Source organism: Paraliobacillus sp. PM-2 (genome assembly GCF_001368815.1).
In the GTDB taxonomy this organism is placed as follows: domain Bacteria; phylum Bacillota; class Bacilli; order Bacillales; family Amphibacillaceae; genus Paraliobacillus.
This window is the reverse complement of record NZ_CTEI01000001.1, coordinates 492,110-515,873: the sequence shown is the minus strand read 5'-3', so window position 1 is coordinate 515,873 and position 23,764 is coordinate 492,110. Positions and strand designations below refer to the sequence as shown.

The 23,764-nt window shown below is 31.2% G+C and carries 20 protein-coding genes and 2 pseudogenes; 1 reads left to right on the top strand and 21 read right to left on the bottom strand.

All coding sequences use genetic code 11. The features are described 5' to 3' along the window. Positions 1-135: 135 nt before the first annotated feature. Entirely contained in the window at positions 136-888 is a 753-nt protein-coding gene (locus tag BN1058_RS02340) for an HIRAN domain-containing protein (RefSeq protein ID WP_090852306.1), read from the bottom strand. Between the two features lie 2 nt (positions 889-890). Further along, on the bottom strand, positions 891-1,730 hold the full coding sequence (locus BN1058_RS02335; protein ID WP_090855903.1) for a HipA domain-containing protein: 840 nt from the start codon (positions 1,728-1,730) through the stop codon (positions 891-893). A 420-nt stretch (positions 1,731-2,150) separates the two neighbouring features. Between BN1058_RS02335 and BN1058_RS02330 the strand changes: the two are divergent. Then, a pseudogene (locus BN1058_RS02330) lies at positions 2,151-2,483 on the top strand (transposase); the annotation flags it as partial. Between the two features lie 211 nt (positions 2,484-2,694). On the opposite strand, the gene BN1058_RS02325 reads toward BN1058_RS02330, so the two are convergent. From BN1058_RS02325 to BN1058_RS02230, 19 genes and pseudogenes are all read right to left on the bottom strand, one after another. Continuing rightward, entirely contained in the window at positions 2,695-3,033 is a 339-nt protein-coding gene (locus tag BN1058_RS02325) for a helix-turn-helix domain-containing protein (protein WP_255306955.1), read from the bottom strand. 481 nt (positions 3,034-3,514) lie between these two features. Next, complete coding sequence (locus BN1058_RS02315) at positions 3,515-4,681, bottom strand: nucleotide sugar dehydrogenase (RefSeq protein ID WP_090852300.1); 1,167 nt, start codon at positions 4,679-4,681, stop codon at positions 3,515-3,517. Between the two features lie 137 nt (positions 4,682-4,818). After that, the gene (locus tag BN1058_RS02310; protein WP_090852297.1) at positions 4,819-6,189 is read right to left on the bottom strand and encodes a sugar phosphate nucleotidyltransferase; all 1,371 of its coding nucleotides are present in this window, start codon (positions 6,187-6,189) and stop codon (positions 4,819-4,821) included. Positions 6,190-6,311: 122 nt separating this feature from the next. Beyond that, positions 6,312-7,523 (bottom strand): glycosyltransferase family 4 protein, encoded by a 1,212-nt coding sequence (locus tag BN1058_RS02305; RefSeq protein WP_090852295.1) that lies wholly within the window; start codon positions 7,521-7,523, stop codon positions 6,312-6,314. Positions 7,524-7,530: 7 nt separating this feature from the next. Next, a complete protein-coding gene (locus BN1058_RS02300) occupies positions 7,531-8,433 on the bottom strand; it encodes a glycosyltransferase family A protein (RefSeq protein ID WP_141652099.1) in 903 nt (300 codons plus the stop codon). Between the two features lie 156 nt (positions 8,434-8,589). Then, a pseudogene (locus tag BN1058_RS02295) lies at positions 8,590-9,750 on the bottom strand (IS3 family transposase). A 118-nt stretch (positions 9,751-9,868) separates the two neighbouring features. Next, entirely contained in the window at positions 9,869-11,062 is a 1,194-nt protein-coding gene (locus BN1058_RS02290) for a glycosyltransferase family 4 protein (protein ID WP_141652098.1), read from the bottom strand. A gap of 247 nt (positions 11,063-11,309) precedes the next feature. Next, positions 11,310-12,569 carry a hypothetical protein gene (locus BN1058_RS02285; RefSeq protein WP_090852289.1) on the bottom strand — a complete coding sequence of 420 codons (1,260 nt, stop codon included), beginning with the start codon at positions 12,567-12,569 and terminating at the stop codon, positions 11,310-11,312. Between the two features lie 18 nt (positions 12,570-12,587). Continuing rightward, entirely contained in the window at positions 12,588-13,880 is a 1,293-nt protein-coding gene (locus BN1058_RS02280; RefSeq protein WP_090852286.1) for a lipopolysaccharide biosynthesis protein, read from the bottom strand. A gap of 253 nt (positions 13,881-14,133) precedes the next feature. Then, positions 14,134-14,901: a glycosyltransferase family 2 protein gene (locus tag BN1058_RS02275; RefSeq protein WP_090852283.1), complete on the bottom strand. Its 768-nt coding sequence runs from the start codon at positions 14,899-14,901 to the stop codon at positions 14,134-14,136. A 4-nt stretch (positions 14,902-14,905) separates the two neighbouring features. After that, positions 14,906-16,528 (bottom strand): hypothetical protein, encoded by a 1,623-nt coding sequence (locus BN1058_RS02270; RefSeq protein WP_090852281.1) that lies wholly within the window; start codon positions 16,526-16,528, stop codon positions 14,906-14,908. Positions 16,529-16,537: 9 nt separating this feature from the next. Next, positions 16,538-17,320, bottom strand: a complete 783-nt coding sequence (locus BN1058_RS02265; protein ID WP_090852278.1) for a hypothetical protein — start codon at positions 17,318-17,320, stop codon at positions 16,538-16,540. After that, positions 17,310-18,368 (bottom strand): glycosyltransferase family 4 protein, encoded by a 1,059-nt coding sequence (locus BN1058_RS02260; protein ID WP_176694423.1) that lies wholly within the window; start codon positions 18,366-18,368, stop codon positions 17,310-17,312. The genes BN1058_RS02265 and BN1058_RS02260 overlap by 11 nt, the downstream gene beginning before the upstream one ends. Positions 18,369-18,572: 204 nt before the next feature. Further along, a complete protein-coding gene (locus tag BN1058_RS02255; protein ID WP_255306954.1) occupies positions 18,573-19,346 on the bottom strand; it encodes a glycosyltransferase family 2 protein in 774 nt (257 codons plus the stop codon). After that, positions 19,343-20,215, bottom strand: a complete 873-nt coding sequence (locus tag BN1058_RS02250) for an NAD-dependent epimerase/dehydratase family protein (protein WP_090852272.1) — start codon at positions 20,213-20,215, stop codon at positions 19,343-19,345. The genes BN1058_RS02255 and BN1058_RS02250 overlap by 4 nt, the downstream gene beginning before the upstream one ends. Then, entirely contained in the window at positions 20,212-20,835 is a 624-nt protein-coding gene (locus tag BN1058_RS02245; RefSeq protein WP_090852269.1) for a sugar transferase, read from the bottom strand. Before BN1058_RS02245 ends, BN1058_RS02250 begins: the two co-directional genes overlap by 4 nt. Positions 20,836-21,275: 440 nt before the next feature. Continuing rightward, complete coding sequence (locus BN1058_RS02240; RefSeq protein ID WP_090852266.1) at positions 21,276-21,473, bottom strand: hypothetical protein; 198 nt, start codon at positions 21,471-21,473, stop codon at positions 21,276-21,278. Positions 21,474-21,484: 11 nt separating this feature from the next. Beyond that, positions 21,485-21,640 (bottom strand): prepilin-type N-terminal cleavage/methylation domain-containing protein, encoded by a 156-nt coding sequence (locus BN1058_RS02235; protein ID WP_090852262.1) that lies wholly within the window; start codon positions 21,638-21,640, stop codon positions 21,485-21,487. Positions 21,641-21,918: 278 nt separating this feature from the next. Beyond that, entirely contained in the window at positions 21,919-23,745 is a 1,827-nt protein-coding gene (locus BN1058_RS02230) for a polysaccharide biosynthesis protein (protein ID WP_090852259.1), read from the bottom strand. Positions 23,746-23,764 lie beyond the last annotated feature (19 nt).

Below are 23,764 nucleotides of genomic sequence, written 5' to 3'. Positions count from 1 at the left end.
GCTGAGGCCGTGCCCGCGGAAAGCGAGTGTATTTCCTCTACGTTTCAAGCATGAATATTTGATTTGATAACAATTATTAAAACTAATGTAAATTAATTACACTGATGCAACGCTAGTGGGTCTGACCCCGATATCTTATTGTTTAATTAATTGTAAGTCCTTAGAGTTAAAATCAATATTGTTCATACTAAAATTATTACTCAAATCACCGACAACAGAAATATTAACTTTTCTTTGTGGAACAGCAGCTGGATTAATTCGTTCAATCTTAGCGGTGTAGGTACATCGATTTCTGATTGCTTCAAACATGAAACCACTATAATATGCTGGGATATATCCTAACTGTAGTCCGTTCAGACCTGATAAAACGATAACAGCTTTATCATCTTCAGGGTTATCACGGTGTAAGTTAAACTGTACATCATCACCAGCTTTTAACTGATTAATAATTTGATCCCCTTCATAATAGCGCCATCCAGCGATATAGAAATCAAAATCAAAGTGGTTATGTTCCACGTAAAGTGGATGAACAAATTCATAGGAGTCTGTAGCTAAACGTCCACCAGTTGCGCGTAGTAAATCCATTTCTGAATAGTCATTAGGTAAACCTAGTTCCTTTACTAATTTAGAAAAATCCGGTCTTCTCTTGTCAGGTAATCTACGTGCAAAAGGGCCAAAAAGTCTATCAGAGGTATAGATCTTTGTGACATTAGGAAAAGCCAAATGCGGTCTATAACCATTTTCCATAGCCTCATCTAATTTCCTTCTTTTGCCATGTTCATAATAAAATTTAAAATTACCTTCTTCATGTACAAGGTTACCAATGTGGTATCTTTGACGAGTTTCGACATTCTGCCAGATTAACCACAACTCAAACGGTCTATTCATTATCACAACCTCCTTTCGTACCAAGCAACAATCCATTTTTTTCGATATAAGAGAATGGCGCGTACCCATTCTTTATATACTTCACTCATAATTGAATCAGGAATTTCACTCAAAACATTACAAATCATGGTATCATTAACTCTATTTATTTTCTCTAGTGATTGTTTGAATTCTAAAGGAAAACAATTGTTTATATATGTGAGTAGATCCAAGAATTTTGTTTTCTTGCTCCCCGGTAATCCTATTATTGCTTTACCTCTGTTACAAAACCCTTTAAACATTCGTTTGTCTCTTAACATCTTATGAATACGCTCTTCCGATAAATTGAACCCCATAGATGAGCCATTGTCATAGATAGGAGAAAGATGAAATCCATTTTCACTATTAATTATGCCCCAATTATCACAATGTCTATCCTGATTTCCGATAAAAGTATCAAATACAGGTATAATAATGAAATCCCTTTCTACACTGTATTCAGATAATACTGTTAAGATATTTGGAAGTTCGTAATGTTTCAATTGATACCGATCGAAGTCTGGAAAATAATTAAAAAACAAGTCTCCACCTTCATAAAATTCCTCATTCTTTTCAACAAAATTTTTGGCAATTGTTCCAATAATACCATTGTATGATGCTAATTCCACGTGCATAACATCAATCCCGATCAACTGACCGATTTGACTCGATATATATTCAGCCCAATACTCTCCAGTATTTTCAGTAGGAATTTTGAATAAGTACTTTATTTCGTCAGTTGGATTTTCAAGCCAAAACTTCGCCCTAGTTCCAGACGCCTGACTTTTCATGTCCTTTTTCCAGTTGGATACATTTTTTATCATATGATCGTCCTTTTTATTCACTTACTACTATTATAAAGAGATTTCCCCTAACTGTCATGTATTTTATGAAATTAAGTAAAATTAGAAATTTTACAATTAAATACAGAAAGCCTTACAAGTGTGTCTTCAAAAAGGAGGCGTAACTTTGAGTAGGAATGTATGCAATCTAATACATGAGCAACAGAAAAGCAAGCCAACGAAGAAATTCGATGTGTCATCGAGGTCAAAATAGAAGTAAGTCTTTTGTAATACAAACAACTAACAGATAGAAAAATACAATGCACAATACCAATATTCTACAAAATAATCAAAATTCCTGCCAAAAGAAAAAGAAAGAAACACAACAAATCCAATTGCTGCCCCACTTCTCCTCTATCCATTTTCGACAAATTCCGGGGTGTCACTGTGACCATACCTTAATATTGTAAGTCGCAGTGGCCTAAACTGGAAGCCTTTCTTTTGGATGGACGATTAGAGTTGGATAATAATCGTGCGGAGAGAGCAATTAAGCCCTTTGTTTTAGGGAGAAAAAATTGGCTGTTTAGCAACACAGCTAAGGGTGCAAAAAGTAGTGCTCTTATTTATAGTGTCGTTGAAACATCGAAAGAAAACAATCTTAATCCCTATGCCTATTTAAAATATTTATTTGAAGAACTTCCTAATGTAGATCTGACAGATCCTAATGAAATCCAAAAGTATCTACCTTGGTCAGGCGAATTACCAGAAGCTTGCCGCGTACCAAGTAAGAAGTAACCCAATCATAGCATGAGCCCAGACCTGAATGATAGGTGTGGGCTATTTGACGCTTACAATTCCTTCATTGATCGCAAAAAAATTACAAATAAAATAAACACGTTCCAAAGCAGCTTCATTACTTTGGAACGTGATTGCATATATAAGACTTCTTCATTTGCTAACCCCTTATCTAACAAACAAAATCTTCGTCCTCTCTTCATGGACAAATTCACCAATCTGTCTTTCGACAGGGCCTGACCCCGATATCTCTAACGGTACTTTCCCCAACATCAATCAAATGATATTTTTCTTCTAACCAGTCATACACTTGAGCTGCTGTCATATCAGGATGTTTTCTTAACCAAGAAAGAATCAGTTCCTTATGAGGATCAAGCTTCTTGCCCCTAGTTTGAATAATAACCATCCACTCCGCCATTTCTTGAGGACTTCTTTCTAAATATCGATATATTGTAGATCTTGAAACCCCAAGCTTCTCAGCTACTTTTGTTTTACTAAATCCTTGTCTTAATAGTTGTTCTATTTCCATATACACTTGCCACTTATCCACCTTTCAAACCTCCATCACTATAGATTTACTAATCTATCATATAGTGAGAAAGCTTTAGATTTAATAAGATATTTTTTCCAGTGGGGTTCCCATGGGCTTCCCACTGGAAAGTCACTCTAAGGCAATAAGTGTTTCATATTATCAAGCGTGTGCTGTCTCATTTAGTTTAGCAGTCACAATATTCCCCATTACTATGCTAAATTCCTTCATTGATCACAAAAAAATTACAAAATAAAATAATCACGTTCCAAAGCAACTTCATTACTTTGGAACGTGATTGCATATATAAGACTTCTTCATTTGCTAACCCCTTATCTAACAAACAACATCTTCGCCCTCTCTTCATGGACAAATTCACCAACCTGTCTCCCGACAGGGCCTGACCCTGTCTTTCCGATATCTGGTTAAAAATCTGGTTCACGTAAACTTGTTTAAACTTTGACATTTCTTTGATATACATGTAAATGTGCCTCGAGTGATATTAGTCTCTACTAAATAAGTCTCTTGTATAAACCTTGTCTTCTACATCACGTAAATCATCAGATAAGCGATTAGCTACAATTATATCTGAAACTTTCTTAAATTCCTCAAAATCATTAATTACCTTTGAGTTATAGAAAGTATCTTCACTAAGAGCTGGTTCATACACAACGACTTCAATTCCCTTAGCTTTCACACGTTTCATTACTCCTTGAATAGCTGATTGCCTAAAATTATCTGAGTCTGTTTTCATTGTCAATCTATGAATACCTACTATCTTAGGTTTTCTATTTATGATCATCTCAGCAACATGGTCTTTTCTTGTTCTATTTGCATCTACAATAGCTGCCATGATATTATTCGGTACATCCTCATAGTTAGCCAATAATTGTTTAGTATCTTTAGGCAAGCAGTACCCTCCGTAACCAAAAGAGGGATTATTATAGTGATTACCTATACGTGGATCGAGACCTACACCATCAATAATTTGTTTTGCATTTAAGCCTCTAATTTCCGCATAAGAATCTAGTTCATTAAAGAAAGCAACTCTCATTGCTAGATAAGTATTTGCAAATAGTTTAATAGCTTCTGCTTCTGTTGAATTGGTAAATAGGACGTCAATATCTTCTTTAACTGCACCTTCTACTAATAAATCAGCAAAAACTTTAGCTCTTTCTGACTGTTCGCCTACGACAATTCTTGTAGGATATAAGTTATCATATAAGGCTTTACCTTCTCTTAAAAACTCTGGTGAAAAGATAATATTTTTTGTATCAAATTTTTCTCGTACTGCTTCTGTATAACCAACTGGAACAGTTGATTTGATAACCATTACTGCTTCTGGGTTAATAGATAAAACGTTAGCAATAACATCCTCGACAGTTCGAGTGTTAAAGTAATTTTTTTCAGGATCATAATCGGTAGGAGTAGATATAATTACAAATTCTGCATCATTAAATGCTTCATAATTATCCGTCGTTGCGGTAAGGTTCAATTCTTTTGTTGCCAAGAATTCTTCAATTTCATGGTCTATTATTGGAGACCTTTTGTTATTAATCATATCTACTTTTTCTTGTAAAATATCCAGTGCTATAACTTCGTTGTGCTGAGCTAATAACACTGCGTTTGATAAGCCTACATAGCCTGTTCCAGCAATTGTGATTTTCATCTAAATATTCCCTCTCTTAATCTATAACATTAAAAACTTTAAATCCACTTAGTTCTGTATCTTGACAACTAAATATTAGTTAAATAATTTATAATATAATTTATCAACTTATTCATCTTCTATCTTTCATTAATCCATTATTTCACTAAAGTTCTACAATGTTCTTCTACTTCTTGCCACGTCATGTATAAACGGACAATATCTTCTTCAATAAGTTGAGTACCAGTTTGTACTTCGATAAACTCCAAATCTGTAATAGCTTTAATTCCATGCTTTGCTTCAACTGGAATAAATAAAACATCACCTGATTTTACCTGGCGAATCTCATCATTTAAAGCAAATTCACCTTCACCCTTAATAATTGTCCAAACTTCGCTTCTAGCATAATGCTTCTGATAGCTTAAGTTATTTCCAGCTTTAACACCGATTCTCTTTGTAAGGACTTCATTTCCTTCTTTGAATTTTGTATGGTCAAGAACTTTATACCAACCCCAACGCCTCTCTTCATACATAGGACGCTGTTCAAAACCTTTTAATACATTTTTAATTCTCGGACTTGCAACCTTATCAGTTACTAATATTCCATCCGGGCTTGCAGCAACAACCGCATCTTTTATGCCTAACACTGTAATAGGAATATCTAACTCATTTACTAAGTGGGTATTAGTGGAATCCTTACTGATAATACCTTTCCCTATTTGATTTGTACCCATTTCATCGGTTAATGTATTCCATGTTCCAAGGTCTTTCCAGTCTCCACTATATGGAAGAGCAACAATTTTTTTTGCCTTCTCTACCACAGCATAATCAAAACTTATTTTTTCAAAATCATGGTATTTCTTTACCAACTCTTCATATTGAATTGGTAATCCTTTAGCCTTTAACAAAGAGATTATATAATCAAGTTTAAAAGCAAATACACCACAATTCCATAAAGCATTTTGACTCATTAAATCTCTTGCTTCAGTTTCTGTTGGCTTTTCTTTAAAATGACTTACTTGAATATAATCATTGTTATTACTTTTTACTGGAACTATATAGCCATATTTTTGTGAAGGAAATGTTGGATTAACTCCCATTAACGCTAGATCAGCCTCAGATTTCCCCAATGCGGCCTCCAAGTCCTTTATTCTTTCAAAAAAGCTAGTATCTACATAAGGGTCAACTGGTAATACTCCAATTACTTCATTTAAACTACTTCTTTTTACAGAATAAAGATAAGTAGCAGCTAAAGCGATAGCAGGAAATGTATCACGACGCTCTGGTTCTATAATTAATGGAATATGATTACCAAGTTGACTATGAATCATATCCACCTGATTCTTACTAGTTGCAATTACAGTGGAATCATTTAACTGCAACATTTCTAACTGATTCCAAACTCTTTGAACCATAGATTCCATATTACCATTATTATATAAAACCTTTAAAAATTGCTTTGACCTTGAATCATTAGATAGTGGCCATAAACGTTTCCCGGAACCACCAGACAATAAAATCATTTCCATTATATAGCCCCCAATTTTTTATATGATTATTGTGTAATTTTTACTCTGATTTCTTTCGTAATTTTAAACTTTTATATTAAAATATTTTAATCGGAAGATTATTCTATAAACATTTTTTAATACTAGCTCTTATAGCAATCTAGAGTTTTCATTCCAATTTGTTTCCATGAATATTTTGTATTTACATCTTTATAAGCATTTTCAGCAATTTTTTTTCTAGTTTCAGGATTATCGATTAAATTTATAAGAGCAGTTTTAAAATTCTCAATATCTCCATATTCTACTGTGAAAGCATTATATCGATCACTTAAAACATCCTTAAAACCATCAATATCTGTTGCAATTATTGGCTTATTAAATGACATCCCAGTCAACAAAGCTCCAGATTGCGTGATATTTTTATAAGGGTATACTAGTATATCTGCAGCATTATGATATATTGGTAACATCTCTGTTGGAATATATTCAAAGTTTGTTTTTATATTGTTTAAGCCTGCTTGGGAAATTATATTTTGTAATGAACTTAAATATTTTTCATCACCGTTCCCAGCAATTATAAGCTTAACATTCTTTCTTTGATCAATGACTTCTCTCCAAGTATCTAATAAAAATTCAATACCTTTATACGGTCTTATTATGCCAAAGAAAAGAACCACAACTTCATCACTATTTGCCCCAATAATTTTTTTACATTCAACATTATCATATTCAATATCTAAATTAAACATTGGCCCATGAGGGATAACTTTAATTTTTTCAGTTTCAATATTAAAATTATTGATTAGCTCTTTCTTAGCATGATCTGTATGGCAAATAAGGTTATCTGCTACTTCCTTATACACTTTTGAATAAACTTTTTTATATTTATCATTAGTGTCATGTGGTAAAATGTTATGAACTGTATATATTATTTTAATCCCTCTTAATTTCAATAACTTTAATAGGTGAATTTCCAATTTAGTTATAGTTAGTAGGTTTAGCCACTGAATGTGAATTACATCAGGCTTCTTTATAAGAAGTCTAATTGTATATGCAACTAGATTAACTAGGTATTCACTAATCTTCAAAATTTGTCTGATTTTTTTTTGTTTAATACCTAACTTAGAAATTATGTCAATCAGTCCTGGATCATTTTTTATTCCATTACTTTTAAAATATGAAGTATCTAAATGAAAAGAAATAGATGCAAATTTTGTTTTAGAGTTTAAACTTATTATTTCCTTAATCAAGTAGTAATCATAATACGGGGTTATACACAATAAGTCCATGATCACAACAGAGAGATTATCTTTTTCTTTATTTTTCTTTTTATTAAGTTTAAAAATAATAAACACCTCTTACCTATTTACTATTTATTGGTGAAATTTTTTTTAAAATACTTTGAGTAATCAAAGATATTCTATTTGTTACGAATAAAAACTTGATATAAAATTTAGGTTTTACTGAAAATTTTTTAGTAATTAGCTCATAATTTTCATCAATAAATTTGTTATTATTTTTTATAATATAATACTCATTCTTAAGTCGTCCCTTTTGTCTTTGACCACCAGTTCTCTGATTAAGGTGGATACATGTACATTCAGAGGTATAGTAATTTTTTTTATTTTCCAATAAATAGTATAATTGAAAATCTGATTCTTCTCTGTATCCATTGATTTTATAAATATCTTTATAGTTATACTTTTTTATAAAGTTAGCATCCATTAAACAGACTGCATGAACAAATGGTACAATATGATCCTTATCTGTTTTTATCCTGTAATATCCTTCTAATAGTTTGAAATCATAAACTTTTGTCTTACTGTTATTTTTTTCTTCCAGCTCTTGCATTGTTGGAGAATATTCTTGATAGTAACTACCATCTATATATAGTATCCTCCCTGCTATGGCACCAATATTTGGGTTGTTCAACTTTTTTTCGATAAGCGTTTTTACATAATTATCCCCTAATAAAACATCATCTTCTCCCCACAAGATATAATCAAATTCAACCTCTTCTTTTAATTTATTTCTACAATATTCTGCCCCCTTTTTTTCATCATTTATAAAATATTTGAGATTTATATTTTTATTTCTACACATAGTTGAAATTTTATCAATTGTATTATTATAATTTTTTGTACTACCATCATTTATTATAATTAATTCAGCAATACTATCTTGTATTAGGTATGAATTAATTATATACAATAGAGTATCGGGTCTATTATATGTGGGGATTGCTATTGAAACTAATTTTGACATTTCTACACCACCTTTTTCCTATTTATTGATATTATGTCAAGAAAATGGGCGCAGCGAATACGGAGAAAGTTGTTTTTCCCTACCGCGCTTCGCTTGCTGGCCTCTCTGGTAGGAGAAGGGATGTTTCCCTTCTCCTACCAGAGAGGATAATATCTTCTACACAGCTGTATTGATTAAGCGCTTATAATATTTCTTTTCATATACAATTGGTGACATGTATTCATTTGTTGAATGAATGCGCTTGTAATTATAAAAGCTGACAATATACTTGAAAATACTTCTTTTTGCTTGATTTCTAGTTTTATAGTTTTCATGAAATATCAATTCTCTTTTAATGATACCGTGAAAGGATTCAATGCAAGCATTATCATAGCAATTTCCCTTTCTGCTCATACTTGTAGTTATTCCATTTTTGCGTAGTAGCTTTTGGTAATCATTAGAGGCATATTGGCTACCTCGATCAGAATGATGTATTAACCCCTTTGTAGGTGATTGTGTAACTATTGCTCGTTTTAAAGCTGTTATGACAAGTTCTTTTGTCATTCGTTCACCCATAGCCCAGCCAATAAGGCGGCGTGAATAAAGATCCATCATAGAGGCTAAATATAACCATCCTTCGCCTGTCCAAATATAAGTAATGTCACCTACCCAAACCTGTCCGGGTCGGTCAACTTTAAACTGTTGCTTTAATAAGTTTGGGTAAATAGGCAAATGATGCTTGGAGTTCGTTGTTGCTTTATATTTTTTAACTGTTTTAGATCGAATTTGGTTCTCATAATCCGTGTCACAGTCTTTTGGGATACATTAATGCCTTGAGAGTTCAATGTCTTAGTAATTTTAGGACTTCCATAGATCTTCCTTGATTCTAAATGAATACGCTTAATGCGTGCTGTAAGACGCTCTCGTCTCTTTTTCTGATTACTTTTTGTTCGGTTAAGCCAAGCGTAATAGCCACTTTTGGAAACACCTAATACTTCGCACATCTTCGCTACACGAAAGTCGTGTCGGTGCTTGTAGATGAAGTCATAGATTACTTCTGGTCTTTTGCGAAGATGCCCATAGCCTTTTTTAAGATAGCATTTTCCTCTTCTAAATCACGCATTCGTTTTTGTAGGTCATTTTCCATCTTTTTTCACGTTGTACATTGCCACTACCAACGAAAGCATCATCCTTACCTTGATTATGTTTCTTCACCCAATTATGAAGAGTTTGTTCAGCTAAATCTAATTCCCGTGCCACTTCCGCAATTCTCTTGCCGTCCTCCTTCACCATATGGACTGCTTGTAATTTAAAATCTTTATCATATGTTTTTCTCATTCTATGGACACTCCTGTAAAATTGTTAATTTCATTATACTTGAAATTCTCCCAATTTACCGTGTCCAATTTTTAGACTAACATCATTATTTATAATCATGAGTTAATTTAATTATTAATTAAATTAACTCATTAAGTACTGAATTAATCCTTTTTGCAATTACATCATTGGAATACATCATTTCAAATTTTTGTCTCGAATACTTGCTTAGCGACTCTCTTTGCGTTTGGTTTTTTAATAATAGATTAATATGATCAGAAAATAGTTCTGGAGTGTCAGCTATTAATATATCTTCAAAGTGTAGTAACTGTATTCCTTCTACCCCCTTACTGGTAGAAATTGTTGGAATACCCTTCCTCATAGCTTCTAATACCTTTAACCTAATGCCACTACCAGACAATAATGGAACAATAAAAATATTACTTTTTAACAAAAATGAAGATAGATCGTCAACAAAACCCAAGAGTTTTACATTTGGAAAAGCTTCTACTTTCTTTTTAAGTTTATCATTTGCACCTTTTCCAATAATATATACTTTAACTTCATTAAAGTTAAATTTACTAACAACCTCATCGAGAAACCACTCTATTCCCTGATTATTAGGTATATATTCTAAACTTCCTACAAAAACAAGGTTTGGTTTAGTGTTAAAATCACCTATTGGATCTTCATTATCATCTAAACCAAACGGTATAACATCACTTTTATTTATAGGAATATCAAGAAGCTCCCTATCTTCCTTTGATAATACAATCGTATAATCTAAGTAATTAAATAATTCTTTTTCAAATTTTTTAACTAAAGGAATCTGCGTATGCATAAAAAGTTTTTTGAAAAATCCTTGTTTTTTTGTTTTTTGTCTTAATAAATCTGACTCAACGTTATGTTCTCTATAAATTATCTTTATATTGGGTAGAATATTTTTCAGCTTTTTCACGTACACTGTTGGCCATAATTGATCAACCCATACTACATCTATATTATTTTTTGTACAGTAAACAACAATATCATTTAAAACCTTTTTTGAATAATATCTATTAATCAATATTGAATTAACAGAGAATAGACTTTTAAAAAGCAGCTTACTATTCATTTTGATTTCTTTTCTAAAAATCAGAACATTTTTTATACAAGCTTTACTTAATAATTTATTTTTATGGTGATCTATACTTGAATCATCAATTTCTGCAAAGGTTGCTAGGTGTACGTTATGTCCAAGTTTACCTAAACAATTGATAGAAGACATCGAGGCAATACTTCCTCCATCATTTACTGGATAGGGTAACCATGGAGTAATTACTAAAATGTTCAACAAAGATTTCCTCTCCCTTTAATAAATGATATTTTCAGAAAAATAGTTCACATTCAACATAACCGTTAAATTTATAGACCCCTACCTTTAGGCCTTATTGCATTATAAAAGATCATTCTAATAGTGAATGACCTTTTATATCTTTGACATTATGGTGTAAACTTTTTACGATTTTTTAAACAGCACAAAATACAAAAATCTTTCTCTATTGGTTTTATACATTACGACGTTAGCAAAAAACAAACTATCAATTTATTAATATATTTCGGCTATTCTTAAACTTTATATAAACTAGATTAAAAAGAAACAGAAAAAGGAAAAAAATAGTATTTGCGAAAAAGTATGGACCTTTTATATTAGTAATAAACATCACCAAAATAAATGTATATAAATAATAAATTATATTTATTTTTATATTTAATTGCTTTTTAAAAAATATACTCATATTAATCAATTTTATAAACCAGTATATATAAATAAATATAACAATAATTAAGCCGATAATTCCTAAACCGTTTATGATCTGAACATACCCTACATCTGAATACCCTCCTATTTTAGAGGCATTTGAATAAGATGTACCAAAAATTAGCTTTATCAAATTGTTTGTGATTTCATAGTGGTTTTCTAATGTATTATCAAAACTACTAGTGTATAATTCCCCGGTTTCAGAATAATTAATAAACGCTTCAAACATAAAATTATAGCTTTGTTCATACAGTGTTGGATATTCTGACTTTATAATTTTTGATCCAGCCAAAAGCATAACTATTATTATCAAGGTATAAATAATTATATTCGTTAAATATCTAAATAAGTTTTTAGAACTCAAAAATGAATAAATAAGAAAAAATAAAAGCAGCGTTACTAGTCCTGTTCTTGATGTGAAAAAGATGGCAAATCCACAAAATATCGCAGATGCACTATAAAGCAAATTCGCCGTTTGGCTATTGCTTATTTTTATTAGTACAATTGATAAAACAAATGTCATTGCTATAATAATTCCATTGGCATCATAACCCGCCATTAGTCCCATTGCTCTATAAGGTTTATATGCATGAAGTAGAAAAGTGCTATTTAAATTAAGCGCGAAATCTCCTAGTGAAAAAAGATCAAAATATTGAACATAGGTTATTAATACATTTACTAATAATACCATTAATATCGATTTTAAACCTTCATAAATATTTAGGTTAAATAGAATTATTATATAATATAAACCTAGGGATATAATAATTAACTTCGTAAAGAGAATGAAATAATACAAATCCCCAGATTGAGAGAATAATATTATTAAAAGAGAATAAATTAGTGGTAATATCAAGATATAAATTGGTGTTATTTGTAATTTTTTCTCCACCTTTTTGTTGGACATTAGTAGTCCGTATATTATGAAAAAGACAGAAGTAATAACCGGGATCCCGATTAAGCCACTATTAGGAATAAAAAAAACAAGAAATAAAACTAAACTACTAGCAGCAACTTTAAAATGAGTAAAGTATTGCATCATTTCACCTCTATCTTTTTAATACTTCTCACCAGCGAATCTATAATATAAAAATAAAACAATCATACAAATTACAGAAAATAAAAATGCAAGGACATTTGCTTTAGCAACACCTAATGCACCAAAATTTGCTGCTGCTAATGTATAAGTTAAAATGGTAAACACACCCGATGGTAAGATACAGTAAATAAAAAACTTATATGCACTATGTTTAATAGTTAGATAACTCAGCAAAGGTCTAAAGGTGTTAAAAATTGATAATCCTAACAAAATAAATACAAGAAATTCATAGATGACTTTTATGTCATTTCCCTCTACATATAGCTTTAGTAAATACTCCCCAAATATTATAAAGCATAGATATTGTATAATTGATAGTACTGCACTTATAAAAATAAATCTTTTAACTACCAAAATTGCCTTCTTGGGTTCTTTTTCTGATAAATTGGCAAGGGCAATGTTAGTATTTTTTTGTATGATTTGAAAAATAACTATAAAATAATTAGCAATCACTAGTGCTATGGAATAATTCCCTACTACAGTCATAGTTGTAAAAAAACCTAAAATAAAGGGATCAAACCTATAAATTAAATTAGTTACTACACCTGACAAATGTGCCCACAAAGAAAAATTTAATGTTGATTTTTTTATAATTGAATACCATTCTTTTAATTTTACACTTTGAAACTTAAAATTAAAATGCCCCTTTATATATATAAAAGATAACACGAATTGAATAGTAACAAATATTATATCACTTAAAAGTACTATATATAGATTTGGAAATAGTATTAACATAGAAAGCACTAATGTCCTGAATAATCTGGAAATAAGAAAAAATCTAGTAATGAACTTTTGAAGGAAACTCACTTCTAAAAATATGTTCATTACTGCATTGATATTTTTAATAAATAAAACAAAACTATTGACACTAATTACTATTAAGTACATTAAATCACCATGAAATAATAATAAAAAAACACCAATAATAATGTTTAAAATAATAATTAAACTGGATTTTAGAACACTAAAAATAAAATAGCTATTTAAAAAGGTGAATTTTTCTTTCTTATTAAGAGATTTAAACTCCTTATAGAAAAACGTTTCAGGTGCTAAATTGACTATTTGTACTATAGTTGCAATAGAAGCAATATACCCAATAATTCCATAGTCACTTCTCAATAAATATCTAGCCATAATTATGCTAGCTATTAATCCAAATAAAATATCTATAAATTTTTCACTCAATCCATAAGATACAGAGCTAATTATTTTTTTCCGTAAATTAGTATTTGAACTGTTATCTTTCATATAATAATTCCTTTTTTAGTTTTTAGCTTTAGTTGAATTTAAACTATATTATAGGGTTAAAAACACCATATCGAAGAAGAATGCTTTTGTTTAGCTTTAGATGTCAAATAAACAAAAAAAATTTCTAATAGATAACTATTTATTCATTACACGTATCAATTTTTTCAGAAAGGATTATTTTTTACAGAAATTTAGATTATAGCATTGACTTTTAGTGTTGAAAACAGCTTAAAAGTCATATCTTATAAAAAATTCACCTAATTATATACATCAATGCCTTCTTGATCTCTTTTAGTTCCAAAGTCTTTAAAAAATACTTTACGTATGATTTTAAGTGTTTTTTGTAATACTTCTTATATCCATCTCTAGCGCTTTTTGAACTTCCTATACTAACTCTTGTGTGCTTATGATATATAGTTTGTACACTTTTAACTACTTCACATGAGTAACCATTATTTAAAATTCTTGTCCACATATCCCAATCTTGACAACTAGGAAAACTCTCATCAAAAAGTCTGGATTTTAGAATTGCATCTTTTCTTACCATTACAGAAGGTGAGGGAATAAAACAGTCTTTCAACATTTGTCTTATTGCTTTTCCATGTATAGTACTTCTATACTCATGCACAAGCTCACCTTTTTCATTTATTGCATTAGTCCAGGTATATACTATTCCAACTTCAGGGTCGCAATTATTAAATAATTTAACTTGCTCTTGTAATTTAGTAGATAACCATTCGTCATCGTCATCAACTAGAGCAATTAGTTCGTATTTTGATTTTAAAATGCCTTGATTTCGTGAATATGGTGCACCTTTATTTTCTGAATTTCTTATATAAGTTAGATTATTAATTTTGTGAGAGTATTTTTGTATAAGATTATTATATTCTTGACTATTTGGAGAGTTATCATCAATTATTATTACTTCATAGTGTTTATATACTTGCTGTTCTATACTCTTTAACAGCCTTTCTAACAAATCTACTCTTTTGTAAGTTGGGATGACAATGCTCACACCCATAGTATTAATCACCTTTTCCAAATAATATTAGTTTATATTTAATAGATAGAATATCACCTTTATTGTATTTTACGTTTTTTAACTCTGTACCTAGCATTTTTACTTCACCTAGGGGTGAATAGTGATTATTATCACTTATATAATATTTACCTTGTTCAAATGAAACCTCAAGCTTTTGACCTTCAATTTCTGAAATGAATTTTTTATCATTAATTTTCGTTAAATTATAAAAGAATAATTTCAAAGGCTGAAATTCTTCAAACTCTATATTTCTTCGAAAAAAAATCTTATCATTGATTATTATTTCTGTCTCTTTAAATTCGTAATCTCTAATGTGTTTTATTATTTTTGATTTTCCAACTAATTTATTATTTAATAATTTATATTTTAGCTCATCTCTAAAATATAAACTATTATTAATTGGCTTTTTAAGAATCCTTTTCAAGTTCAATTTCAATAACTGTTTTACACTATGACTTCTTTTGTACACAGTCCCATGTGGGAGAGGAATAGATTCAGGCGAATATAGTACACTACCAAATTGTTCCCCACCATATGTAGGGGTTAAATTCACCTTGTTATAACAGATAAAAGGTATTGGTAAATCATTAGTCCAATAACCTCCTGGTGCTGCAATCACTGCATCATAATTTTTACCTTTCAATATATAAAAGTTTTTATTACTTATTCTTTTTTTTATTTCATAATCTTCTAAAAGGTTAGTGTCAGGTTCATAAAGGTTGATTGCCTTATTAAGGTAATAAGCAAGAAAACAAGTATAATCAAAATAATTATTATAATTATACCACCCTAAATAATTTGGATCATTTACATCTATTTTCATAGGATAGGATTGTTCTTCTTTTCTTAAAACTAAAGGTAATGATCCATCCTCCCTAACAAACGATTTTAAATGGCTATACACGTTACGAGCTAGTATTTCATATTTTGAATCACCTGTTAGATTATGCGCAAATACAAGCGAAAATAATAACGGTCCATATCCAAATAATTGCTCCTGTCCCCTACCTATATAGTTAGTAGTTCCATTAGAAAGAACAAAATCCGATATAAAGTCAACTGCTCTAAGAAAACTTCGTTTAAAGAAATCTTTTTTCGTAACTTGATACGCTTCAGCAATTAATGCCATTGAAAAACAATGATACTGTAAGGAGTTTACTCTTTTTTCATCCCTTATAAATCCGAATTCATCTTGATACTTGACTATCTTACGTGTGATTTCAAATATACCTAGGGGATATTTTTTCTTAGTTAAAATTCTGCATAAACCTCGAAGCATTGTCCAATTTGTACACTTAGTTCCTTTAAACTTTAAAGGGTATAATAAATTATATGCTTCTTCATCATTACTCAAACTATAATACTGCTGTAGTGCATAATTATTAAATTCCCAATGAAAGTTAAAGTATTTTTTATCCTTTTCACAGTAACTTTTCAATAAATCCTTTATTTCTATTTCATACTTCTTTTTATCTAATTGATATAATGTTAAAAGAAAATATGTCTCCGCATAAAATGTCCTAGCAGAAAAATTCCCCCTACTTACAGATTTCAATAGATAATTAACTAAATTATCAACTGTCACTTGCATTTCCTTTTTTATCATAGATTCACCCTATATTTTCGAGAACACTGCCTCAGTTTTTAAAGATATTTTTTTTCCGTTCATTAATTTTACTAAACCGAATGCATTAATTGGTAGTTTTAATCGACTCTTCTCACCGTTATACCACAAGTGTTTAGCGAGTGGGGATTTTAATAGAAATTTGGAAATGTTAACCGGAAGAGGTCTAGCCTTACTAGTGTATTTTACTAATTTAACAATCTCTTTGTCATATTTTTCAGGAAATAGTCTAACGTGGACAACCCAATATTTTGCAGTTCCCCTAACATATATAACCTGCTTGAAGTTCGGGATTTTTTCTACAGACAAGACTCTAATATCGACACAATAGTTAGGTCCATACAACTTTACCTTATCAGTTTCATATTGATGATTTATATATTCATTTTTATGTTCAAACTTTACTCCAGCTAACTCTGCTATAGGAAATAAAGACTTATTAAACTGAAAACGAGTTACAAAGTCCATAAAATATGAGTCTTTTAGTGCACAAATACTGTTTGTTCGTATTACCTTGTTATCTAAGACTTTATCTTTTATATTCAAATTGAATCTTCCATCATGAAATTCATATTCCCCATTAAATTTATTTTCAAATTGAGAAATATTCCTTTGACATTGAATTAGCCTATAATCATAACCACCATTTTCTAGACTTAAAAAAGATTTGGAATCCGCTGTTTCTATTCCCCAACTACCTATTAAGTTTTCATCATTTTTTCTTAACTCTTGTAAGTAATTATTTTTTTCAAAATAAACATTATCAAAAAACATCATTATCCTCCAATGTCTCTTTCACAAAACTTTTCCATCTTTTCTCGAAAACCGATATTGAAAAGTTTTTAACTGCCCATTCTCTTAATTCCTCTTTTAAATACTTTGATTCAACTTGGTTATTAAACTTTTTAAAATCAACCTCAAAGTCATCTATATTTGAAATAAACTCTGGAAAATTTTCGTTAATCTCGACTGAATATCCTGTTCTATTCATTAGAATAGGGGTTCCAGTTGCCAAGGACTCTATAGCAACCAAGCTTGCTGATTCAAAATGCGATGGAATTAACACCCCATTTACAGCTGAATATAATTTATACATATCTTTATTACTTATTCCATTAAAATGAATTACATTACTAATCTTACTATTTAAAGACCCACTACCTACTATAATAAACTTTATATCTGGGTTATTTTTGGCAATTCTAAGTATAGTATTTATTCCTTTATTCTCATCTATACGCCCTACAAACAAGTATAATTTAGAATTTTGCGGAAATGAAAAAAGCTCTCTTGCTTCATTAGTGGGAATTATTTTAAACTTCGACATATCCACACCAACATGAATCACACTTGAATTTAAACCATAATATCTTTCTAATTGTTTTTGATTAAATTTCGATACTGTTATGCATTGTTTTTTATAACCACTTATCCTCTCAAAAAAACCTTTTATAGAGAAAACGATCGCTTTTTTTATGTTTATATTCATATTAGCCTTTAAATAGCCAACATAATTACCATGATAGATATTAACCAACACTGCATCTACTTTCTTAAAATATAAATACCAACCAAACATACCATTAGAAATAACTAAATCATATTTATTTTTTTTATGAGCCTTTATGAATTCCCTTCCTACATGATATGATTTCTTAATTTCTTCAAATGGTTTTAACTTCTTTTTAATTCCTCTTTTTTTTACATTATTAGAGTCGTAATAAAAAATATCAACATCTTGGAAAATTGTTGTAAGGTAATTATTATATACTTCAACTCCACCATTAGAATTTTTATTTGGAGTCAACAGCGCGATTTTCATAAGATACATCCCCTATAAACCTGATAAAAGACTATTTTTAATGGAAAATTTCATACATTATTATATCTGTAATGTGTGTTAGAACTTTATATATATATATATCACTTACCAAAGGTAATCGACAATATATAATATTGTAAAATTTGTTTTGCATTTATCTCATTAAGCCAAAAGAACACACATAGGCTCTTTCTAATTCAGTACTCATCTTAATTTAAACAATGTAGTAATAATCCAATATATTATTAAATAACCTGATTTGATCACCGATAATTCTTCTATTTCTCTATAAACTTTCCAGTGATATCCCACTAAACTAGACTTATTACTAGATATTGCATTTGTCCTAATACGATGGCTACTAAGAGGCTCTTCAATACCATATAAGAATTTTTCTTTTTTAATAACTTGAAGCCACATTACGTAATCATTTCTTTTCTTAATATTTGAAATTTTAAATTTACCTAGTTTCTCTGCATTATAAATAACCGTTGAGTTCCCTGGACAAGTTTTTAAAACTCCATCATAGTCACGTATGCTCTGTGCCCTAATAGTACGATCGAGGGAGTTACCAATTTCATCAATCTTAGTATAACTAGTGCAGGTAAAGTTATATCCGTTAAGCTCCATAAAGTTGATCTGCTTACTTAACTTTTCAGGAAACCAAACATCATCACTATCAAGAAAGGCCATATATTTTCCTTTTGCAAGATCAAGAGCTTTATTTCTAGCAACCGCGGCACCAGAGTTCTCTTCTAATTTATAATATTTAATTCTATGATCATGAACCATATATTGTTTAACTATTTCCTTAGTATTATCTGAAGAACAGTCATCAATTAGAATAAGTTCCCAGTTTTTATATTTTTGAGCTCTCACAGAATCAATTGTGAATCCAATATAGTCCCCACAATTATATGCGGGCATTATTATAGAAACTAGATCTTCGATTGAGTTATTTCTGTGTACATTGCTCACTTTTGTTCACACTCCAACTCTGATAACTCTATTGACTTCCTTAAATCCCGGATTTGATAGTCATCTTTATACCTACTAATACTTTTTTCATAAATCAAATTGCCAAATACCTTATTTATTAGCCCCATTCTTATCCCTAAAAATCTTAATATAGGATTAAAGACCTTAGTAAGTCTAACCTTTCCACCATTAACTTCAGCAATTAACTTAACCATTTCACTTGTCTTAACATACTCCCTGTTTTGTGGGAAGAATAAACCACTTTCTTCATTTTCAATAATAAGCTTTATAAACTCACAAAGGTTATCTATATGAATCATACTACGCTGATTATCAATATCAGGAAATACTAGTAGTTTACGTGATGCTTTAGCAAGCTTTGGATAATTCCCTTTTGAACCCTTTCCATAAATCATCGGCGGACGCAAAATTACCACCTTAAATTCATCAGATTTCAAGCTATTTACTCCCTTTTCTGCTTGCAGTTTACTATTTCCATAAAAGTTGCTTGGGTTAGGTGCTGTATCTTTACCAATAACTCTTAATTCACTACTACTTTCACCATATACAATAATACTGCTCATAAAAATAAACTGCTTCACACCTTCAGCTTTTGCCTTTTTAGCAGTCTCTATTGTAAGATCACGATTAACTTTATAATAAATATCTTCCATTTTGGGATCTGAAGATACATGAGCAATTCCTGCAACATGAAACACAACATCATAAACAGAGAATTCCTTTTCTTTCCATGAATCATCTCTTAGACTAATTAAATCTATTGAATAACCATCAGGATAATTTCCGAGCCAACTCTCTAGGCTCTTCCCCACATAACTGTTTTTACCCGTTATCAGTATTTTTTTCATTTAGTAATACTCTCCTTAGCAACTTCCTTCTTAGAGCCAGTCCCACCTTCAACAATACCATCACTTTTAACAACACTAACGATAGTTCCGAAGAAACACTTAATATCCATTGTTAAGCTTATTTTATCAACATACTCACCATCCAACTTGGACTTGACATCAATCGGTAGCTCATCACGCCCGTGAATCTGTGCCCACCCAGTTAAACCTGGAGGAACATCATTGGCTCCGTACTTATCACGTTCAGCAATCAAGTCATATTGATTCCACAATGCAGGGCGAGGACCAATGATACTCATTTGACCAACAAAGATATTCCAAATTTGTGGGAGTTCATCAAGTGAAGTTTTCCTTAGAAACTTACCCATTTTAGTAATGTATTGATCCGGGTTCTCTAATAAATGAGTAGGAGTGTCCTTAGGCGTATCTATACTCATAGTACGGAACTTCAATATATTGAAATGTGTCTTATTGATTCCAACACGCTTTTGTTTAAACAGCACTGGACCTCTCGAGTCAATCTTGATAGCAATAATTAGAATTAAAAAAATCGGTGATAATACTATTAGTCCAATTAAAGAAAGAATGACATCTATCAACCTTTTAATTTTCATATACATCCAGCAACACTCCTTAAAATTTTGTTCCTTAGTAGATTAGGACTTACTTGGAATCTCATTATTCCAACCAACTACTAAACCACTAACATTGTTATCTCTTTCTGATACTCACCTCGTAATATCTATTCAATCTACCAACCAAATACGAAATAGATATTCACTCCATAATCACTCTAAACCGAGTTTCTTCCTATTATATATACCATTCAATCAATCTATAATTCTAACTAAAAACGCCTCAAACCCTTATCCCGCAAGGTTTCTAACGTTCAATCTAACTATGATACTCAGTTCCCTTTTAACATTCAATCATTTTTTATATATTTTATTTAAAATTTTTTGGACTTCCTAAGTTTTTAATACAAAAATTTCATTCAATTAACCGGGAAACTGTTGTTGTCTCTATAAGCATTAACTGTCCCTCTATATATTTTTCAAATCTATAAAATCGGAACACTTTCCCCTTCGTCTTTTTCTGGTAATTCATTATCAGAATGAACATTACAATGAACTTCCCCATCCGTATAATTATATACACCGTGATCATTACTTTTATTTAGATCATTCTCATTCATATAACTAATGAACAGTTGATCGCTATGCTCTAACTCTTCCAATGTTAAGTGATTTTCATACATTCTTTCGATTTCTACCTGGTTAACAGAACACACTTCTTTTTACTAGTTTCAATATTTCCAGAAACAGAAGAAATAGCAATTGCAATAATAATCCCCAATATAATAAGCACTGCTAAAACTTCAATTAATGTAAAGCCCTTATTATTAGATAATTTATTCAAATACATGTTTCACTTCCAATAATACAATCAGCCACCAATCATAAAACACATAATTAGCAGCTGATCTTTTATATTAATTTATTATTTTCATTCACTACTTCTTCTTTCATTACTTTTCTACTCAGGGCATCTAACCCTACCTCACGCTACACTACTGCCAACGAGTGCTAAGGTGTTTCCACCCACAGCATAGCCGAGTGCCTCCGTTGATAAAGGTGTTGGAGACATCACCTTAATTCTTGCTTTCCATACAAACGTTTCTTTCTATCTAGCTTTCTATCACATTAATTCTCCACCACATCTAACTGTGATTCTTGATAAACAATCCCCATCAACTGATCTTTTAATTCTATCGTTGAATAGGTTTCGAATTGATGGATTAAATCAAATAATTGCTTGGTATCAATTCGCATTGTTCGGCCAACATAAATCTTTTCATAGACTTCATCTGGGTGTACTTCTTTTTCTCCGAGTAATTCTTCAAACATTTTCTCACCTGGGCGTATCCCAGAGAAGGTAATTGGAATTTCTTCTTCGGTATAACCGGATAATTTAATCAAGTTCTTTGCAAGGTCAACAATTTTGACTGGTTCACCCATGTCTAGTACAAAGATTTCTCCACCGTGGGCTAGTGTTCCAGCTTGAATCACTAAACGTGATGCTTCTGGTATTGTCATAAAATAACGTGTCATATCTGGATGGGTGACCGTGACTGGTCCACCTTTTTCAATTTGTTTTTTAAACCGTGGGATGACACTACCACGACTACCTAACACATTTCCGAATCGTACCGCAACAAATTTTGTTGTGGATTGTTGGGCTAAGCTTTGGACCACCATTTCCGCCACGCGTTTGGTTGCCCCCATGACATTGGTTGGATTAACCGCTTTATCGGTTGATACTAAAACAAATGTATCTACACCAAAGGCATCGGCTGCTTCTGCGACATTTTTGGTTCCAATCACATTGTTCTTGATTGCCTCATGTGGATTATATTCCATTAATGGCACATGCTTATGTGCTGCGGCATGATAGATAATTGTTGGTTTATGGGTTTCGACAATGTCAAAGATGCGTTTTTGATCTTGGACATCCCCAATAATCGGAATAATTTCAATATCCATATTAGTGAAGGTTTCTCGTAATTCCATATCAATCGAATAAATACTAAATTCCCCATGACCGACTAATAACAGTTTACTTGGCGTGAACTTCATTAATTGTCTACAAATCTCTGAACCTATCGAACCACCTGCACCAGTAACCATGACCGTGTTACCTGTGACATACTCGGATATTTTTGTAATATCTAATTGAACTGGGGCACGGCCTAATACATCTTCCACATCGACATTCCGTAACGCAGCTACCGAAACCCGACCGCTTGCTAAGTCTTCAATTTTAGGCAGCATTTGCACCTTTGCTCCTGTTTGATTACAACGGTCCAGTACTTCGGCTAATGCGCCGTTTGTTACTGAAGGAATTGCAAGTACGATATGTTCAATTTTGAATGTTTCGACAATAGACGGAATATGTTCGGTTGAGTTAATCACCGGTATCCCGTACAGCTCCATTTTATGTTTGGTAAAGTCATCATCAACGAAAGCCACTGGACAAAGGTCGGTATGTTGTGGTTCGTTTTTTAATTGCCGTGCGATCATCGCACCAGCAGCACCTGCACCTACAATTAGGGTTCGCTTCTGGTCTGCATTCGCACTAATAAATCGATCACGGAAAACCCGCCAAACAAAGCGTGATCCGCCAATAAAGAAAATATGTAATAGCCACGTAACAAGTAGTGCACGATTATACATGTTAAAATCATTTATAAAAAGTTGAATAATACCAGTAGCTAAAATAGATAGACTAATTGCTTTGACGATGGCTACTAATTCCCCAATACTCGCATAGGACCAAACCTTATGGTATAACTTATAAACAAAAGCAAATAGATGATGGCACAGTAATAATATAATAGAACTAATGATAAGCACATTTATTGATCCAGAAGAAATACTAGGATATACAATCCATGAAGCAACAAAGATAGCCGAGCTTACAATCAACGAGTCTAAAATGATGAGGAATATCATTCTTGAACGATAGGACATGAGCTAATTCCTTCTTTCT

Coding starts and splice junctions, on each gene's coding strand:
- BN1058_RS02300 (WP_141652099.1), bottom strand. CDS start 8,433: ATGTCAAAATTAGTTTCAATAGCAATCCCCACATATAATAGACCCGAT.
- BN1058_RS02275 (WP_090852283.1), bottom strand. CDS start 14,901: ATGGGTGTGAGCATTGTCATCCCAACTTACAAAAGAGTAGATTTGTTA.
- BN1058_RS02340 (WP_090852306.1), bottom strand. CDS start 888: ATGAATAGACCGTTTGAGTTGTGGTTAATCTGGCAGAATGTCGAAACT.
- BN1058_RS02260 (WP_176694423.1), bottom strand. CDS start 18,368: ATGAAAATCGCGCTGTTGACTCCAAATAAAAATTCTAATGGTGGAGTT.
- BN1058_RS02270 (WP_090852281.1), bottom strand. CDS start 16,528: ATGATAAAAAAGGAAATGCAAGTGACAGTTGATAATTTAGTTAATTAT.
- BN1058_RS02240 (WP_090852266.1), bottom strand. CDS start 21,473: ATGTATGAAAATCACTTAACATTGGAAGAGTTAGAGCATAGCGATCAA.
- BN1058_RS02235 (WP_090852262.1), bottom strand. CDS start 21,640: ATGTATTTGAATAAATTATCTAATAATAAGGGCTTTACATTAATTGAA.
- BN1058_RS02250 (WP_090852272.1), bottom strand. CDS start 20,215: ATGAAAAAAATACTGATAACGGGTAAAAACAGTTATGTGGGGAAGAGC.
- BN1058_RS02265 (WP_090852278.1), bottom strand. CDS start 17,320: ATGTTTTTTGATAATGTTTATTTTGAAAAAAATAATTACTTACAAGAG.
- BN1058_RS02310 (WP_090852297.1), bottom strand. CDS start 6,189: ATGGAAATGATTTTATTGTCTGGTGGTTCCGGGAAACGTTTATGGCCA.
- BN1058_RS02315 (WP_090852300.1), bottom strand. CDS start 4,681: ATGAAAATCACAATTGCTGGAACAGGCTATGTAGGCTTATCAAACGCA.
- BN1058_RS02335 (WP_090855903.1), bottom strand. CDS start 1,730: ATGATAAAAAATGTATCCAACTGGAAAAAGGACATGAAAAGTCAGGCG.
- BN1058_RS02230 (WP_090852259.1), bottom strand. CDS start 23,745: ATGTCCTATCGTTCAAGAATGATATTCCTCATCATTTTAGACTCGTTG.
- BN1058_RS02285 (WP_090852289.1), bottom strand. CDS start 12,569: ATGCAATACTTTACTCATTTTAAAGTTGCTGCTAGTAGTTTAGTTTTA.
- BN1058_RS02245 (WP_090852269.1), bottom strand. CDS start 20,835: ATGTATATGAAAATTAAAAGGTTGATAGATGTCATTCTTTCTTTAATT.
- BN1058_RS02280 (WP_090852286.1), bottom strand. CDS start 13,880: ATGAAAGATAACAGTTCAAATACTAATTTACGGAAAAAAATAATTAGC.